Source organism: Streptomyces europaeiscabiei (assembly GCF_001550375.1).
GTDB lineage: Bacteria > Actinomycetota > Actinomycetes > Streptomycetales > Streptomycetaceae > Streptomyces > Streptomyces europaeiscabiei.
The window spans coordinates 1-2,267 of record NZ_LRTR01000291.1; the positions used below are offsets into that span (position 1 = coordinate 1).

Sequence of the window (2,267 nt, forward strand, 5' to 3'; positions counted from 1 at the left end):
TCGCCCTGCTCGCCGCCGGCCTGCCCGGGGCGCCCGGCACGGTCCTGGGCCACGGCACGGGCGCCGGCGAACGCCTCCTCGCCGTCACCTTCAACGACCTGGCCACCTCCGGCCGCGAGACCGAGCTGGAACGCGCGGGCACCCTGGCCGCCAACCCCCGCCTCCACCACGTGGTCGTGACAGGAGGCGAGGAAGTTCTCCCGTACGCCGACCTCGACGTCCCCCTGACCGACGAGCCGGGCCCCTCCCTGGTGACGGCCGCCCGCCACCGCGCCCGCCTCGCCTCCGGCAGCGCGGACCACTTCACCGGCTACGGCGCCCGTCAGGTCCTGGACGCCCATCCCGCCCGGCTCGCCGACCTCCTCATGGACCGCAAACGCCGCCACCTGGTCCGCCCGGTCGCCGCCCTCGCCAAGGCCGACGGCTCGGTGATGGTCCCCGCGCGCGTGTACGGGGCCGCCCGGAAGCTGGCCCGCACCCCGTACCGCTCCGGCGTCGAAGTCCTCGCCGACCGCCTCATGCAACGCCGCTTCGAGGAGCCCGGAGGCGCGGTGGGCGCCTCGCTGGCCGCCCTCACCTGGGCCAGACCGGGCCCCGCCGCCCGCTGGCTCACGGGCGAGGCCCTGGCAGAAGTATCGATTCGCCTGGGAGCGACGACGGGCCGCCCCACCGTCGGCCCCGGCCAGCGCCCCGGCGACTTCCGCGCCCGCGCGGCCCTGGCCCGCCACGCGGCGGACCTGAGGATCCTGGAACAGGCGGTGGAGATCCGCTCCCAACGCCTCCACACCCCGTTCCTCGACAACCAGGTCGTCCGCGCCTGCCGCGCCCTCCCCGAGGCCCTGCGCGTCCAGCCGGGCGCCCGCGCCGCCATCCTCCGTACGGTGCTGGAGGGCGCCGGCGTCACCGACCTCCCGCCCGGCTGGGGTGCCCCCTCCCACGCCACCTCCACCGCCGCCGCCCGCACCGGCCTCCGCGTGGCCGCCGACACCCTGATCACCCTCTTCGACACGCCCCTGCTCGCGCAGGCGGGCCTCGTCGAAGCCCGGGTGGTCCGCAAGGCCCTCCGCGCGGCAGCCGAGGGCGAACCTCTCCCCCTCGACGGCCTCGCCGACCTGGTCGCCCTCGAACTCTGGCTACGCCGCCTCCTCTCCCGCCGCGGCACCTGCTGGACAGGCACCCCGGCAAGACAGCGCGCGGTACCGGCCGGCATCACCCCTCCAAGAGGCGCGCTGGGCACGGGAGCGACGGCAAGGCGGGCGTAGCCCCTGGCCTTCGGGGCCGAGGACGAGACGCATCGAACAGGGGCCCCGCCCCGCCAGGACATGGCGTCGGCGGACGCCGAGACCACCCACGCCCGCCATCCGTGGGCCGACCGACGTTGGAACAGCCCGGCACCGGTTCAGGGCCTTCCCGGACCTGGTCGACGGCCTCCTCACGACCTCCGGGTCCGGCCTGCGCAGCCGCCCCGAACCGGTCCTGCGCGGACTGACCGACGCCGAACCGTCATCCGCAGCTGAACCTCGACTCCGCCCAGTCCGCCAGCACCGGCAGCTCGTAGTGGCTGTGCGGCTCGACGACCAGCCGTACCGTCTCCCGCCCGCTGAGATTCACCCGCACAGGGACCGCCGGATCCCCACCCCGCACCGGCCCGGACCTCCACAGCCGTACCCCGTCGCCGTAGACGGAGAAGAAGACCTTGCCGAGGCCGTGCGTCAGGTCGTCGACGCCGACGAGCGCGTCGTACGAGCCGCACCGGCGGTTGAGATCGATGGTCACGGAGGAGTGGCCGTGCACGGTCACCCCGTTCCCGTACCGCTTCCCGGCGATCGACACCCCGTACCGCTGCCAGACCCAGCTGCTCTCCGCGAGCCGCATCTCCGGCTCGGAGCCGTCGCCGAGGACGCCGTACCGCAGCTCGTTCCACTGATGGACGGCCGGGGGAGCCGACGGGGGCGGGGGAGGGGGCGTCGGCGTCGGCGTCGGCTTCGGCGGCGCGGGAGACGGTGTCGGTGTCGGTGTCGGTGTTGGCGTGGACGTGGACGTGGGCGTCGGCTTCGCGGACGGAGCCGGTGTGACACCCTGCGGCCTAGAGGGCGACGGTGTCGGTGTCGGCAACGGCCTGGACACCGGCACCACCACGCCGGGCGAGCCCGGCGCGGGAGCCTCCTGCTGCGGCGGCGTCGAGGGATCCGGCTCCGGCGCGGCCTCGACGGGCCGCGAGGCGGACGGCTTGGCCAACGGCTCCTTGGGCTCCACGTCGTCGCCCG

The 2,267-nt window shown here is 75.5% G+C and carries 2 protein-coding genes; one reads left to right on the plus strand and one right to left on the minus strand.

The window, feature by feature from the left end:
• The coding region (locus tag AWZ10_RS14125) for an asparagine synthase-related protein (RefSeq protein WP_244172486.1) at window positions 1-1,262 on the plus strand (1,262 nt) is incomplete at its 5' end.
• A gap of 241 nt (window positions 1,263-1,503) precedes the next feature.
• Here the strand turns inward: AWZ10_RS14125 and AWZ10_RS14130 are convergent.
• The coding region (locus AWZ10_RS14130; protein ID WP_208618494.1) for an NPCBM/NEW2 domain-containing protein at window positions 1,504-2,267 on the minus strand (764 nt) is incomplete at its 5' end.